Genomic DNA, 14,168 nt, shown 5'->3' with positions numbered 1-14,168 from the left:
AAAAAATTTGATCGGTCGCAACATTTTCACCTGTTCAGTTGTATATGGAGTGAAAGGAGGTCGTTTCTTTGTGCACAAAAGAACAAATCAAACGTGCCATGGATGAGTATGGGAATGTAGTATTACGTCTAGCGTATACGTATATGAGAAATCTACATGATCCAGAAGATGTGTTTCAAGAGGTGTTTATTAAGCTATATGAACATATGGACCGGTTGCAAAGTGAGGAGCATGTGAAGGCGTGGTTGATTCGCGTTACCGTGAACGTACGTAAAAATAAGTTAAAGTCGTTTGCGTATCGAAAAATGGATACCTATGAAGAATGGTCGCATTCTTCCCTTGTCGATGGTAGAGGTAACTTCGATGTCATTGAAGCTGTGACATCGCTTCCGATGAAATATAGAGAAGTCATTCATTTATTTTATTATGAAGGATATCAAACAAAAGAAATCGCCCATTTGTTGAAAAAGCGTGAAAGTACAGTTCGTTGCTTGCTCGTGCGCGGGAGATGTTAAAAAACAAGCTGAAAGGGGAGTATGATTTTGCGTGAGCGATATAAAAAAGAGATGGAACACATTGTCGTGACGGAGCAATTGAAGAATAAAGTGATCGCTCAGATTGAAAAAAGGGAAAAACAACCGAAGCGAAAGTCATTTAGTCCTGCGTATGTTGCCATTGCTGCGGCAAGTTAGAAAATGGGAAGTATCGCATTGTGCGTACGTATTACGCTGATGCAGCTCATTTAACAGGTTACACAGGTTACATTGAATTTGACGTTGTCGATCAAAAGTCGACGAACTTTCAAACGTATATCGAGGTGAAACCGACCGAGTGAAAGTGACAGTAATCAACGCACGTACAAACGAATCCATTGGTACATTTTATGTCGTTATCGTTCGACAAGGAGATGAATATATGTTACACCATATAGAATAAACGAGGGGAGCCCCTCGTTTATTTCGTTAAAATGAAACGAATGCTAGAAATGGAAGCCTCATGCTCAAGAGAGCGGTGTGAAAGAAGAGTTAACAGTTGCTCATGGTTGTCGATTTTGCTTTCTAGTTTTTTGACGATCTCATTTGTTTCAAGCACCGCTTGCTGGACAAGCGCTAAGTCTTGCCTTGTCGCCATGTTAGCTTTGATTTCTTCAAGCTCTTGCCTTGTCGCCATGTTAGCTTTGATTTCTTCAAGCTCTTGCTTTGTTACCATGTTAGCTTTGATTTCTTCAAGCTCTTGTTTTGTTGCCATGTTAGCTTTGATTTCTTCAAGCTCTTGTTTTGTTGCCACGTTAGCTTTGACTTCTTCAAGTTCTGTTCCCATCTTTTCGAGCTTGTCCAAAATGCGTTGTAGCATATGCTCCATGCTTACCCTCCTTTCGTTTGGAAAAGTAGAAAGGGAAACAGCTGTGTGGCATGTCGTGTGTCGAAGAGAGGCTTTATTTGATGTGGCAGTACAGATGAAGACCGTTCCCCAGTATTATTATAAATGATAAGGATGGAGAGTGGAACAGGAAACGACATGCTCCTTCTTTTCATTTTCTTCATACATGATGTATTGTATAAGAAGATACGAACATGGAGTGATGGCATATGTTATGGAAAGAGGCGGAACAATTTATTACGTTATGTTATACAGAACTAGGAAAAAACGATGATGAAATATATGAGCGGTTGCAACAAGTGAAGCGAGAAATTGAACAAACAGGGACGTATGAACATACGTATGAAGAGCTTGAGCACGGAGCGCGTATGGCATGGCGCAACAGCAATCGTTGTATCGGGCGTCTATTTTGGCAAACGCTTCACGTGTTTGATGCGCGTACGATTGAGCGGGAAGAGGATGTTGTTGAGCGGCTGTTTCATCACATCGAATTTGCGACAAACGGTGGGAAAATCCGTCCGACCATTACTATTTTTCGTCCTGAGCGAGTGCGCATTTGGAATCATCAGTTAATTCGCTATGCTGGTTACGAAACAGAGCATGGAACGATCGGGGATTCATCGTCCATATCGTTTACGAAAGCATGTGAGCAGTTAGGTTGGAAAGGGGAACGAACGCATTTTGACATTTTACCTCTCGTTATTCAAGTCGATGGGCGCAAGCCGAAGTTGTTTCCGATTCCAAAAGATATTGTGCTTGAAGTGCCGATTGAACACCCGACGTTTTCATGGTTTCGCGATTTACAGTTAAAATGGTATGCTGTTCCAATTATTTCAGATATGTGTTTAGAAATCGGAGGCATACGCTATACGGCAGCTCCGTTTAATGGGTGGTACATGGGGACGGAAATTGGTGCGCGCAATTTTGCTGATGATTACCGCTATAACATGCTTCCGAAAATTGCTTCATGCATGGGACTTGATACGTCAAGAAATAGTACATTATGGAAAGATCAGGCGCTTGTTGAATTAAATATCGCTGTTTTATACTCATATAAAAAAGCAGGGGTAAGTATTGTCGATCATCATACAGCGGCTCAGCAGTTTAAACGTTTTGAACAGCAAGAGCAAGAAGCAGGAAGGAAAGTAACAGGCAGTTGGACGTGGCTCATTCCACCGCTTTCGCCTGCAACAACGCACATCTTCCATCAATATTATGAGAATACAATAGTCAAACCGAATTATTTTTATCAACAACGTCCTTATGAATGACACCGCCGCGCCGTTCGCGCGGTGTTTTTTCACATGAATATATTCCTAATTTTCAGAATATCATTTACTACTTTCCTATTTTTTTGATATAGTTATAGAAAAAAGGAAAAGGGGGAGACTCAAGTGGATTTTATTGAGCAGCTTAAAATGGAAGAACTGAGGAAGAAAAATTTTTTCTTGTTTCTTATTTACACGCTTAGTGCAGTAACAGGTGTAGTCGGGCTTATTTTGATTGGGGAGAGAGTAGAGAAGGCCGCCATCTATGGAGGAAGTTTGGGTCTGAATGTATGCGTTTATGTAGCTTTAAGAAAAATGAAAAAGTACGAGCTGATTTACCCATACTTTATTATTTTTATAATATTTTTGGCCACTTTAGTCAGTCTGTTTACGACTGGAGGGGGCTTAGGAACAATTGCCCTTGCTTTTTGTTTAGTTGTGTTTTCAGTTTTACATCTAAATCGTATACTGTTTATTACAGGCATTTTACTTGGGGGAATCATTTTAGTTATTAGTGCACTCGTTCCTTCCCCTTTTCAACAAGTGTTTCAAAAAACAGGGCATACGGTGTTTATTGTTTATGTGGTGATCGGTATCGCGCTTTCTGTGCTGCTATATCTAAGCCGTAAGCAGTTTCATCAACTTGTTGAACACGTTGGGCAAGCGCATGCTGAAAAAGAAAAACAAACAGCAAGAAGACATGAGCTCGAACAACAAGTAAAGCATATTATTGAAAACGTCGAACATATTCACCAAAAAGTACTTCAAAATGTGCAAGCGCAAGAAGAAATGAAAGAACCGATTCGTCAAGCTGCGGTAGCGGGTCAGGCGCAGAGCGAGCAAGTCATCGATATACACAATGAAGTAGCGGAAGCGAAAGCGATGGGTGAGCGCATTTACGAGACTTCTAGACAACTGAAAGAGCATTCGTCACAATCGAGCGAAATGGCGCAAGCGGGCATACAAAAAATGCATTTGTTATTGATGCATACAGAAAAGTTTCACGAAGTCATTCATGCCACAAGGGCAACATTAAATGCGTTAACGAGCAAAATTGCGAGTACAAATGAGTTAACAAAAAAAATTAATCAAATTACAAATCAGACGAACTTATTGGCATTAAATGCGACAATCGAGGCAGCACGCGCAGGGGAATATGGAAAAGGATTTGCGGTTGTCGCTGAAGAAATTCGCAAGCTAGCTGTGTTGACGGAGGAGACGACACAACAAATCGTTCACAATTTGTCAGAAGTGAATGAAAGCAATAATGAGTTGCTGGAGCGGATGGATGAAACGAGCGAACAACTGACAAAAAATGAGACGTTGACAAGTGAAGTCAACGCTTACTTCGAAAAGCTATATCAATCGCTAACTTACTTACAAGAGCAGCTATCACACTTTTTTATCATTAGCGAAAAGTTAGAGAAACAAGGAGAAAAAATGGACCGTTCCATCAGCGATTTTTCTGTTTTCATTCAGCAGTCGAGCGCATCGCTTGAAGAAGTAAGCGCAACAGTTGAACATTTAAAAGATGCGAATGAACAAATGGCAGCGTATGTAACAGAAACAGCCCATCGTGCCGCGGCCATTCAACAACAAATGATATAAACAAAAAGCACCTCCATCATCCCCATATTACATACATTATATATCGGAAAAATGCGGGGGAAAATGAAAAAATCATGAAAAAAAAAGCAGGGGACATTCCCTGCTTTACTGTCGAGAGCAAGCACTCCGCGTCGAAAAGACGTTCGGCATGAAGTGCTTGCTTTCGCATTATAGTCGTTTTGCTCCAACAAAACGTTGTTTCCAATAAGATTGATAAATAGAGTCTACTTTAACCCCTTTCGATGATGTCGCATGAATCATGCGACCGTTGCCAATATAGATTGCAACGTGAGAGATCCCCTTATGTTTCGATGTTTTGAAAAACAGCAAATCCCCTGGTGCTAATTGTTTGGGGGAAACAGGCTTTCCTTTCTTATACATCGCTTCTGAAGAACGAGGAAGTGAAACGCCTACTTTTTTGTATGCATAACTAACAAAACCAGAGCAATCGAATCCTTTTGGTGTTGTTCCTCCTGCGCGATACGGTGTACCAATAACTTTATGCGCTTCAGCGATAAGCGTCTTGGCTGAAAACGCAGCTTCTGTTTTGAAAGGGGTTACAAGATACATGAAACATAGCAACATAAAGAGAGCGGTAGCAGCTAGAAATCTTTTCATTGCTTAAACCTCCAAAGACTTGTTCCATCGACGAGTACATTATAGCAAAAAAGATGTCGAAAAATTGTTACATAGCCATTAAATTATGTTACAAATACATTACAACGATCGGTTTTTGTAAAAATAGAGAGAGAATTTAACATATATGTCGGAATACAAAAGTTGAATGTAGACGAGCTTCGCGATAAGATAGGGGAGAAGTACATTGAAAAAGGGGAACTGTAATGGGTGATTGGATGATTTCATCAGAAGCGCTTCTTGCCTTGCTAAAAATTATTGCCATCGACATTATTTTATCTGGAGATAATGCAATTGTTATTGCGATGGCTACACATCGGTTGCCAGAAAAACAACGCAATCGAGCCATTTTATTTGGTACAGCTGGAGCGGTTATTTTACGCGTATTATTTGCCGCAGTCATTGTATTGTTATTACAAATTCCGTTCGTCCATCTTGTCGGGGGATTATTGTTGCTTTGGATTGCATATAAAGTGTTAATTAACGGGGAAGAGGAAGCAAATGTACAAGCGGCAGATCGGTTATGGAAAGCCATTTGGACCATTATCGTTGCCGATGCTATCATGAGTTTAGATAACGTCGTTGCGATTGCTGGTGCATCTGGTGGGCATATTGGCATGATTGCTTTTGGTGTCGCGATCAGCATTCCGATTATGATTTTCGGATCAAAGGCCATTGTGTTGGCGATGGAAAAATATAAGTGGATTCCGTACGTTGGCTCAGGTATTTTAGCATGGACAGCAGGGGAAATGTTATTAAAGGATGAACAGTTACAAAAATGGATCGCTGTTCCACATGGTTCGCAATCGCTCGTATTTCTTATTGTTGTCACCGCATTGATTTTACTAGCGGGCTATGTGAAAAATAAAAAGACCGATAAGCGAAAAATAGCATAAAAAATTTCATACATGCACGTATAAAATCAAAAATAACGGTCATAATGGATAATGCTAAGTGTATTCCCCCGATCCCCCTGTGAATATACTTGAAAGGGCTATCTCTGTAACGAGATAGCCCGATTTTTTTAAATAAACAAGTTTAATCCTGCTTCTTCAGCATCGCCTAAATATGTTGCGACGCCACCAATTTCGATTCCGTCAATTAATTCTTCCTTCTTCATGCCTATAATGTCCATTGACATCGAGCATGCGACGAGTTTTACACCTGCAGCCATGGCGTTTTTCATTAACGTTTCAATATCGTCTACGTGTTTCTTTTCCATCACGTATTGAATCATTTTTGGTCCCATGCCTGCCATGTTCATTTTTGATAACGGGAGGTCATGAACACCTTTTGGCATCATCATACCGAACATTTTTTCAAGCATATCTTTTTGCACTGGAGGGGCATCTTTTCTCCGCAAAATATTTAGTCCCCAGAACGTAAAGAACATCGTTACTTTTTTGCCCATTGCGGCAGCGCCGGATGCGATAATAAACGACGCAATCGCTTTATCTAAATCACCGCTAAAAACAACGATCGTTGCACCGTCTTTTTTCGGTTCCTTTACAGTCGGTGTTTGCGTTCCTTTTTGAATATGGGCGATAAACGTTTTATTTTCAAAAGTTGTTTTTAACAGCGTATTGCCTGTTTTTTTGCACCATGATTGAATGTCGCGCGCAAAGCCTGGATCCGTCGCTTTCACTTCTAGCACATCGCCGTCTTTTAGCTGTTCCATCGCTTGATATACTTTCATAATCGGCCCAGGGCATTGGAGTCCACATGCATCTAATGTGGTTGTTGCTTGAACATGCATGACGTCGCCACTCTCCAATGGTTTTTCTTCTTCCTTTTGCTGTTCGTGTTGTTCACCATAAACGGCTGCGTATGTTTTATACCCACCGTCTAAGTTTTTCACACGGAAGCCATGTTGAGACAATATGCGTGCGGCTAAGTAACCGCGTAATCCAACTTGACAATAAACGTAGATCGTTTCATCTTTAGGAAGCTCATGAAGTCGTTTGCGCAATTGTCCGAGCGGAATGTTGATCGAGTTTGGGATAAAGCCCATGTCGCGTTCTATTTCTTCACGAACGTCAACGAGACGTGCACCGTTTTTGATTAATTCATTCACTTGATGCCACTGAATCGTTTCAACCATGTCTTCAATCATATTTGTTGCGACATAACCAGCCATATTGACCGGGTCTTTAGCGGATGAATATGGCGGTGCATAAGCTAATTCTAAATCTGGTAAATCAAATACCGTCATTCCGCCTTTAATCGCTGTTGCAATAACGTCAATTCGTTTATCGACACCGTCGTAACCAACTGCTTGAGCACCGAAAATGCGCCCTGTTTTTCGATCAAATAACAATTTTAATGCAATCGGAAACGCTCCTGGATAGTAGCTTGCATGTGAATTTGGATGGATGTGCAACGCTTCGTATTGTATGCCAAGACGCTGTAACGTTTTTTCGTTGTTTCCTGTCGCTGCAACCGTCATATCGAATACTTTGGCGATTGCTGTGCCAAGTGTTCCTTTATAGCGTACGTTTCGACCGTTGATATGGTCCGCAACAATTCGACCTTGACGGTTTGCGGGCCATGCGAGCGGAATGTGAGTCGCTCTTCCGTTCACATAGTCAATGACTTCGATCGCATCACCAATTGCATAAATCGAAGGATCGGATGTTTGTAAATATTCATTCACTTGAATGCCGCCACGTTCGCCAATAGCTAGCCCAGCTTGTTTTGCTAATTCGTTTTCTGGCTTCACACCAATGGCTAATACGATCATGTCTGTATCGAGTGTTGTTCCGCTTTGTAAGAGAACGATTTTTCCTTGTTGTTCAAATGCAGCGACACCATCTTCTAAAATGAGCCGCACACCTTTATCTTTTATATGCTGATGAAGAATCGCAGCCATTTCGTAGTCGACAGGGGCCATAATTTGTTTCGCCACTTCAACAAGTGTCACGTCTATGCCGCGTTCCCATAAGTTTTCGGCCATTTCTACACCGATAAACCCTCCGCCAATCACGACTGCTTTTTTTGGTTTCTTTTCATCGACATATGCTTTGATCCGATCTGTATCTGGAATGTTTCGTAATGTAAATAAGGCGTTTGCTTCTGCAATACCTGGAATGTTTGGCTTAATTGGGCTTGCGCCTGGCGATAAGACGAGATAGTCGTAACTTTCTTCGTACGTTTCACCTGTTGGTAAATGTTTTACCGCTACGGTTTTGCGTTCACGGTTAATCGCAATGACTTCGCTTTGAATGCGAATGTCGAGATTAAATTTTTCTGACATGCCTTTAACTGTTTGAACAAGTAGCGCATCGCGTTCTGCAACGGTTCCACCAATGTAATACGGAAGACCACAGTTTGCGAATGAAATATATTCTCCACGTTCAAACATAACGATTTCTGCCTGTTCATCTAAACGACGTAAGCGAGCAGCTGTTGTTGCGCCACCAGCTACACCACCGACAATTACGATTTTTTTGCTCATATTGATCAGCCTCCTTACATTATGAATTGTATCACAATAAAAATTATAGATAAAGGGGTATATGTATTTATTTGTGGCAAATATGTGGAAGTTTTCACGTTATAATATGATTGTATGTTCACTAAAGACGCTTGTATAATTTTATTGAAGAGAAAAACTTGCACAAGGGTGGGGAGATGTATGCATCCAAGTGTAACGTTTTTAAACTTCGATCATACGTATACGTGGCAACGAAATCTTCTTCGTTTTCCTCATGAGTGGATCGATATGTATGACATTAAAGGAACGAATTTATATTGTGATGATCAAGCCATTCGAGAAATTGAAAGCCGTCTTACTCGTCGCTACACGAGAGGGATTACGTTTATCGGTAGCGGCAATTATCATTATGTTTCGTACGTATTGCTTAAGCAGTTTCATGAGCCGTTTACGCTCGTATTGTTCGATCATCATACAGATATGAATGAACAAACATTGTTTCCGCTTCTTTCATGTGGCTCATGGGTATCATATGCCCAAAAACACGTTCCAACATTAAAACACGTTGTCATCATCGGTTCAGCAGCTTCACAATCATCTTCACATGTGACGATTTTTCCAAAAAGCGATTTGATATATGCACCAACCGCGATTATGCGCGCCATCCCGACAAAACATGTATACATTAGCATTGATAAAGATGTGCTTCGCAAACAAGACGCGCAGACGAACTGGGATCAAGGAACGATGGCATTACACACGCTTGTAACCTATATTGGACATCTTTTTCAGTCCAAACATGTGCTTGGTGTTGATATATGCGGTGAAGACGTTTCATTTTGTGCTAAAAACGAAAAAGCAAATGAAGCAATTATACGTGCATGTTTCAAACATATGCCTGTGTCCTCCGCATCGTAACATTTTGTGAACATGATAAAAATGGATAGATGTTTCTTTATAATTCGTACTATAATAGGTGATGAAAAAGGTTATCATTATTAATCGGGGGATTACGTATGATTGCGATGACGCAATTACGAGTCGGGGAACGTGCAAAAATTGTTGATTTGTCACAAGTCAACAGCTTAGTAAAAAGAAGATTGTTAGATATGGGATTTACAGAAGGCGCAGAAATTTGCTTAAAATGTACAATGCCGCTTGGCGGTCCGTTTATGATTGAAAATTGCGGACAATGCGTCGGTATTCGTCGCAATGAGGCGATGAACATTCAGGTGAAGCCGCTATGATGCATATTGCACTTGTTGGTAACCCAAATACAGGAAAAACATCGTTGTTTAATCAATTAACAGGGACGTATGAGTATGTCGGAAACTGGAGCGGCGTCACGGTTGAAAAAAAAGTAGGTGTTTTGCGTGATAAATGGGCGAAAGTAATTGATTTGCCAGGTGTATATTCGCTTCATCCGCTTTCTCGCGACGAGCGTGTCGTGACGCAATTTTTATTGACTGAATCGTTCGATGAAATTTTAAATATCGTCGATGCGTCGCAATTAGAGCGAAATTTATTGTTAACTGTGCAGCTATTAGAATTCGGTAAACCGCTGACAGTCGCTTTAAATATGGTGGATGTCGCAGAAAGACGTGGCATATTCATCGATCAAGCCAAATTAGCAGAAGCATTGCGCGTCCCTGTTGTTCCTGTCATTGCTCGAACAGGAAAAGGATGCGATCAAATAGAACACACGCTGCTTGAAAAAGTGCTAGAGCAAACGGAGCCTTTCACACTTTTTTACGGTGAGGCAATGGAACGAGCGATTGAACGATTTGTCGCGGCATGGGGCACAGAGGAGCAGTTTCCTGTTCGGTGGTTAGCGATTCAGTTTTATGAAGGAAATAGCTACGTTCGTGAATATGTAGCAGAAAAATTGCCGGAAGCAACATGGCGTTCATTATATGAACAAGCAGAAAAAGAAGTTCAACATGCGGAACAGATGTCGCCTGCACGGTTGATTTATGAACGTCGTCGTTCGTTTGTTAAAGAAGTGATCGAAACGTCTGTACAACGCAAAGAAATCGGACGAGTGACGCTGACGGACCGCATTGATGCAGTTGTAACAAATAAATATGTCGGCATTCCGATTTTTCTATTTACGATGTATATTTTATTTCAACTGACATTCGATTGGCTTGGCGTGCCGCTTTCCGATTTGCTTGATGCATTTTTTGCGGGTCCGTTAACCCATTCGGTGACAGCGATGTTAGAAGCGATCGGCGCTTCTGAATTTATTCGCGCGCTCGTCGTTGATGGCGTGATCGCTGGAGTAGGCGGCGTGCTTGTGTTTGTTCCGCAAATTTTCATTTTATTTTTCTTCATTTCTTTCTTAGAAGATTCAGGGTATATGGCGCGCGTAGCGCTTGTCATGGATCGATTAATGGAAGCAGTGGGATTGAACGGAAAAGCATTTATCCCGCTTATTATCGGATTTGGCTGTAACGTTCCTGGCGTAATGGCAGCTCGGACGATCGAACAACCGCGGGAGCGGCTCGTGACGATGTTGTTAACACCGCTTATGTCTTGTTCCGCGCGTTTGCCGGTATATGCCTTGTTTGTTGGGGCATTTTTTGCAGCAAATCAAGCACTTATCGTTTTTTCTTTATATGTTCTTGGTGTTGTATTAGCACTTATACTCGCAAAACTATTTTCATTGACGATTTTAAAACAAGGGGCTTCAGTGTTTGTTGTCGAATTACCGCCATATCGTATGCCGCAATGGCAAGCACTATGGCGAAGCACGTGGGATAAAGGAAAAGGATTTGTCAAAAAAGCAGGAACGTTTATTTTTGGCGGTTCCGTTGCCATCTGGTTATTATCTTATGTTGGTCCGAACGGCGTCAATGTAAATATGGACGATAGTTTTTTAGCAATGATTGGTGGCGTGCTTGCTCCGTTACTTGCGCCCCTTGGCTTTGGCACATGGCAAGCAGGCGCTGCGCTACTAACGGGATTTTTAGCAAAAGAAGTAGTAGTATCAACGATGAACATTATTTATCACGTACCGGATGTAGCGTCGCTTCAAGGGTTGATGGCATCGCACTTTACTCCGCTATCAGCGTTTAGTTTTATGGTGTTCGTTTTACTATATGTTCCATGTTTAGCGACTGTGGCAACGATTTATAAAGAAACAGGTTCACGAAAATGGACGATGTTCTCCATGAGTTATGCGCTAGCGTTAGCATATATCGTTTCACTCGCTATTTACCAATTCGGAAGCTTGCTTGGCTTCTAAAGGAAGGGATATACATGATCGTAAATGTTGTCATTGGCACAACTATTTTCGGATATGCAGGTTGGACCATTTTTCGCTTTATTCAAAAAAGTAAACGTGGAACATGTGCTGCTTGTTCAGTCAAAGGATCATGTAGTACAAGTTGTCATGAAAAAAGCTGACTTTGGTCAGCTTTTTTCAATATATAATGCGAAAAGTAGTTTCGTGGGGAACTGTAGGAATGGCGTATTGCTCTATTCGTTCCACACGCGCAAATGGCGGTCCTTTTTTTATTTCATCGACAAAAGCCTCCACACGTTCAACTTCTCCTTGCACTTCTATTTCGATTAAATGGTCGACATCACAATTTTTTACCCAACCAGTCAGCCCCCGTCTTCTTGCTTCATATTGGGCGAAGTAGCGGAACCCTACACCTTGTACGCGACCGTGCGCAACAATGGAATAACGAACGATCATATGTTTATCTCCCTCGCTAAAAATTTTCTATAAAAATCATACAACAGCCTACCTCGCATCGCATACGTTGAATACGTAAAAAGATTTACGAGGGAGGAACAGCTGTGAACGAGATGGATCGCTATATTCAAAAGGCGGTTATGTATGATTTGTTGGCGCGTTATTATCAATATAAAGATTGGGATCGGCATGAAAAGTATATGCGAAAACATATGGAGTATGTAGAAAAAATAGTCAAGTGGCGCGAAGAAGAGCGAGATGATGATGATGGGCGTGTTCGTCTATTCCATGCTTCACCTGATACTCCTGCGATTGACGTGTATATGAATGGACAAAAAATATTGCGCAATATGAAATATAAACAACTAAGCCAATATATGAAGATTCCAAAAGGAGAGCATCGTATCGATGTGTATCCAGCAGGACATACATCGTCCCCTATTCTTAGTCAAACGATTAATGTCTTGCCGAAAATGACGTATACACTAGCAGTCATTGGCGATGTGCATCGCTTGCAACTTCTTCCTATTCTTGACCATCCGTATGCACCGTACGGGAAAGCGAAAGTGCGCTTTGCTCACTTTTCACCAGATGCTCCAGCGGTGGATATTGCTTTACGCAATGGTGATGTGCTATTTCGCAATGTTTCATTTGGAAAGGTGACGGATTATATTGACGCACCAGTCAATGAAAAATTGCATGTCGATGTACGTGTGGCAGGGACGAATCAAGTCGTTTTATCGATTCCCAATGTGCGCTTCCAACCAAATAAGTCTTATACGGTCGTTGCCGTCGGTTACGTATCCCGCACTCCTTCATTAGAGGTGCTAGTATTAGAGTCTTAAACAAAAAGAGCTTTGATCGAAATGATCAAGGCTCTTTTCGCTTTTGTCGTTGCTCATATAGCTCATCGATATATTCAGCAATCGATTCATCAAATATTTGTTCAAGTTGTTTTTTGATTTGCTTGGCAAGAGTCGGGCTTGCACCACCTGTCGTAATGGCGATTTGTAATTTTCCACGTGAAAAGAAAGCGGGAACATGAACATTCCCAAGCAGATGGTTGCTTACGACGTTAACAAGTTGATTAGGTGACGCATGTGCAGCAATTTGTTCATTGACGCTTGAATCGTTCGTTGCCGCGATAATCAAAAAAGCATCGATATAATCGGCTGGTTCAATGGGGCGCGCGTGCCACGTAATTTGTTTCTGCTCAGCTAAATGAACAATCTCATCGATCACTTCTGGGCTAATGACGGTAATGTGGGCTCCTTCATGAAGCAGGGGAAGCAAGCGGCGATAAGCAATTTGCCCTCCGCCAGCAATGACAACTTTTTTTCCTGTCATTCGTACGAAAAGAGGAAACATATGTTCATCCCCATTCCTTCACTTGTTGTTTAACGAGATGGTCTAATACGTCATACGTTCGCACAGGGGGATATAATGTAAACGATACATCGCTCGCTTGTTGTGCTTGCAGCGTCTTATGAATATAGTCAAGCAGCTGACCGAAAAATAGGATGTATGGAACAACGGCCACTCGTTTATGATTTGCTGTTTTGGAAAGCGAAGTGACAACGTCAGAAAAAGAAGGAGAAGCAGCTGCTAAATAACATGGATATACGGGTATGTTTGTTTCGTTTTGCAATAAATAAGCGATCTGCTGAAAATCCACTTGTGCTTCCGTATCGCTACTTCCGCGACCGACGAGCATAATAGCATCGGCGTGTTCGATCATCGCGGAGAGAGCAGAAATAATGTCATGTTGTACACCGAACGGTTTTCCGTATGTGATCGTCACATGAGGAAACATTTTTTTTGCTTTTTCTAATTCATACGGGATGTCGTGTTTGGCGTGATTCGCTGCCAATAGTAAAAGCGGAATGGCTAAAATCGTTGTTGCTCCGTCACGAACACAACGTTCCACTCCTGTGACAATATCCGGTTCGCATAATTCTAAAAAACATATATGTTGAATAGGGATGGAGATCGAAGAAGAGAGGCGTTCAACAAAAGCGATCGCCTCTTTTTGTCCTTCTTTCGATCGGCTCCCGTGACAAATATACAATACAGCTTTCATCCTATTTCGCGCAGGAGACTCCACTTCAACGACCAAAGAGAGTAAGTGGGAGAGGAATGC

General features: G+C 41.6%; 17 protein-coding genes. 11 read left to right on the top strand and 6 right to left on the bottom strand.

The annotated features are described in order from the left end of the window. The first annotated feature begins 68 nt into the window (after positions 1 to 68). Genes ABEV15_RS04580 through ABEV15_RS04570 form a run of 3 tightly spaced genes read left to right on the top strand, consistent with a single transcriptional unit; the run spans position 69 to position 835 of the window. Positions 69 to 515 carry a sigma-70 family RNA polymerase sigma factor gene (locus ABEV15_RS04580; protein WP_498852485.1) on the top strand — a complete coding sequence of 149 codons (447 nt, stop codon included), beginning with the start codon at positions 69 to 71 and terminating at the stop codon, positions 513 to 515. A 27-nt stretch (positions 516 to 542) separates the two neighbouring features. Then, positions 543 to 692, top strand: coding sequence for a hypothetical protein (locus ABEV15_RS04575; RefSeq protein WP_498852484.1), 150 nt, complete (start codon positions 543 to 545; stop codon positions 690 to 692). A 20-nt stretch (positions 693 to 712) separates the two neighbouring features. Then, positions 713 to 835, top strand: a complete 123-nt coding sequence (locus ABEV15_RS04570) for a hypothetical protein (RefSeq protein WP_498852483.1) — start codon at positions 713 to 715, stop codon at positions 833 to 835. A 119-nt stretch (positions 836 to 954) separates the two neighbouring features. Here ABEV15_RS04570 and ABEV15_RS04565 read toward each other — a convergent pair whose 3' ends face one another. Next, positions 955 to 1,362: a hypothetical protein gene (locus ABEV15_RS04565; protein WP_498852482.1), complete on the bottom strand. Its 408-nt coding sequence runs from the start codon at positions 1,360 to 1,362 to the stop codon at positions 955 to 957. Between the two features lie 227 nt (positions 1,363 to 1,589). On the opposite strand from ABEV15_RS04565, the gene ABEV15_RS04560 reads away from it, so the two are divergent. Continuing rightward, on the top strand, positions 1,590 to 2,651 hold the full coding sequence (locus ABEV15_RS04560) for a nitric oxide synthase oxygenase (RefSeq protein ID WP_498852481.1): 1,062 nt from the start codon (positions 1,590 to 1,592) through the stop codon (positions 2,649 to 2,651). A gap of 123 nt (positions 2,652 to 2,774) precedes the next feature. Next, complete coding sequence (locus ABEV15_RS04555; RefSeq protein WP_498852480.1) at positions 2,775 to 4,256, top strand: methyl-accepting chemotaxis protein; 1,482 nt, start codon at positions 2,775 to 2,777, stop codon at positions 4,254 to 4,256. A 168-nt stretch (positions 4,257 to 4,424) separates the two neighbouring features. Here ABEV15_RS04555 and ABEV15_RS04550 read toward each other — a convergent pair whose 3' ends face one another. Then, a complete protein-coding gene (locus ABEV15_RS04550; RefSeq protein ID WP_498852479.1) occupies positions 4,425 to 4,874 on the bottom strand; it encodes a C40 family peptidase in 450 nt (149 codons plus the stop codon). 224 nt (positions 4,875 to 5,098) lie between these two features. On the opposite strand from ABEV15_RS04550, the gene ABEV15_RS04545 reads away from it, so the two are divergent. Further along, positions 5,099 to 5,788, top strand: a complete 690-nt coding sequence (locus ABEV15_RS04545) for a TerC family protein (RefSeq protein WP_429633296.1) — start codon at positions 5,099 to 5,101, stop codon at positions 5,786 to 5,788. Positions 5,789 to 5,916: 128 nt separating this feature from the next. Here the strand turns inward: ABEV15_RS04545 and cdr are convergent, their stop codons facing one another. Further along, on the bottom strand, positions 5,917 to 8,346 hold the full coding sequence (gene cdr / locus ABEV15_RS04540; RefSeq protein WP_498852478.1) for a CoA-disulfide reductase: 2,430 nt from the start codon (positions 8,344 to 8,346) through the stop codon (positions 5,917 to 5,919). A 180-nt stretch (positions 8,347 to 8,526) separates the two neighbouring features. On the opposite strand from cdr, the gene ABEV15_RS04535 reads away from it, so the two are divergent. From ABEV15_RS04535 to ABEV15_RS04520, 4 genes are all read left to right on the top strand, one after another. Continuing rightward, on the top strand, positions 8,527 to 9,243 hold the full coding sequence (locus tag ABEV15_RS04535) for an arginase family protein (RefSeq protein WP_498852477.1): 717 nt from the start codon (positions 8,527 to 8,529) through the stop codon (positions 9,241 to 9,243). A 98-nt stretch (positions 9,244 to 9,341) separates the two neighbouring features. Continuing rightward, positions 9,342 to 9,572, top strand: a complete 231-nt coding sequence (locus ABEV15_RS04530) for a FeoA family protein (protein ID WP_429633302.1) — start codon at positions 9,342 to 9,344, stop codon at positions 9,570 to 9,572. Beyond that, positions 9,569 to 11,572 (top strand): ferrous iron transport protein B, encoded by a 2,004-nt coding sequence (gene feoB / locus ABEV15_RS04525; RefSeq protein ID WP_498852476.1) that lies wholly within the window; start codon positions 9,569 to 9,571, stop codon positions 11,570 to 11,572. The genes ABEV15_RS04530 and feoB overlap by 4 nt, the downstream gene beginning before the upstream one ends. 14 nt (positions 11,573 to 11,586) lie before the next feature. After that, complete coding sequence (locus tag ABEV15_RS04520; RefSeq protein WP_429633306.1) at positions 11,587 to 11,733, top strand: FeoB-associated Cys-rich membrane protein; 147 nt, start codon at positions 11,587 to 11,589, stop codon at positions 11,731 to 11,733. 16 nt (positions 11,734 to 11,749) lie between these two features. On the opposite strand, the gene ABEV15_RS04515 is transcribed toward ABEV15_RS04520, so the two are convergent. Beyond that, a complete protein-coding gene (locus ABEV15_RS04515; RefSeq protein WP_004888848.1) occupies positions 11,750 to 12,028 on the bottom strand; it encodes an acylphosphatase in 279 nt (92 codons plus the stop codon). Between the two features lie 113 nt (positions 12,029 to 12,141). Here ABEV15_RS04515 and ABEV15_RS04510 point away from each other — a divergent pair, with 113 nt between their 5' ends. Continuing rightward, positions 12,142 to 12,873: a DUF4397 domain-containing protein gene (locus ABEV15_RS04510; protein ID WP_498852494.1), complete on the top strand. Its 732-nt coding sequence runs from the start codon at positions 12,142 to 12,144 to the stop codon at positions 12,871 to 12,873. A gap of 25 nt (positions 12,874 to 12,898) precedes the next feature. On the opposite strand, the gene ABEV15_RS04505 is transcribed toward ABEV15_RS04510, so the two are convergent. Further along, complete coding sequence (locus ABEV15_RS04505) at positions 12,899 to 13,396, bottom strand: NAD(P)-dependent oxidoreductase (RefSeq protein WP_498852475.1); 498 nt, start codon at positions 13,394 to 13,396, stop codon at positions 12,899 to 12,901. A gap of 4 nt (positions 13,397 to 13,400) precedes the next feature. Then, positions 13,401 to 14,168 (bottom strand): sirohydrochlorin chelatase (locus ABEV15_RS04500; protein WP_498852474.1); only part of this gene is annotated, 768 nt, incomplete at its 5' end.

The organism is Bhargavaea massiliensis, from assembly GCF_050480245.1.
In the GTDB taxonomy this organism is placed as follows: Bacteria; Bacillota; Bacilli; order Bacillales; family Anoxybacillaceae; genus Anoxybacillus.
This window is presented reverse-complemented; position numbering and strand designations above follow the sequence as displayed.